This window comes from Ruegeria sp. AI3, assembly GCF_056541245.1.
This window is the reverse complement of the sequence record NZ_JBQFYA010000089.1, coordinates 1-577: the sequence shown is the minus strand read 5'-3', so window position 1 is coordinate 577 and position 577 is coordinate 1. Positions and strand designations below refer to the sequence as shown.

The following is a 577-nucleotide window of genomic DNA, read 5'->3' as shown; positions in this document are numbered from 1 at the left end:
AATACTCGTCAACGTCTTCTAGAGACCAACTTTTTAGCTTCAAACCGTCTGGTGTGTAGATTTGGTCAGGATCAATCTCCAAGCCAAAATCGTTGTAGGCTTTGTCGACAATCGCACAGGTCGTTCGCATGTGCATCTTGCACGTGGTTAAAACATCTGTTTCAGGGACAAATTTACAACGTCCCGGCTCGGGTTCACCAAACCAGAACTCGACGCCTGTTTCCGAGGGGAAACCGCCAACTATATGGTTGAAACCGATCTTCTGATCGTCCGTTCTGCATTCATGAAAAAAACGTGCAATAGGACTACTCCGAAGCTCGGCTTGGATATCAGCGTACCAATTTTCAAACCCATCTACGCCCTTCATGCTTGCCTGCATAGCAAACGTTACACTGCGAACAGACGAGACAAACGCGCTGAAGAAACAACGCATGGCAAAAAGCTCATTTTTGCTGTTTTCCATTTGTTCAATAAAAAACTGAGCTTCAAAGAGTTTATTATCGACGTGATCAAGTGTTCTCATGGCGAAAAAGCCCCGCAGCTATAATGGCGGGGCTTCCATTTCTATCTCGCAAAC

1 protein-coding gene is annotated in these 577 nt (G+C 45.6%); it reads right to left on the bottom strand.

The annotated features are described in order from the left end of the window. On the bottom strand, nucleotides 1-523 hold a 523-nt coding region (locus ACRZ95_RS23195), incomplete at its 3' end, for a hypothetical protein (protein ID WP_480555756.1). Nucleotides 524-577 lie beyond the last annotated feature (54 nt).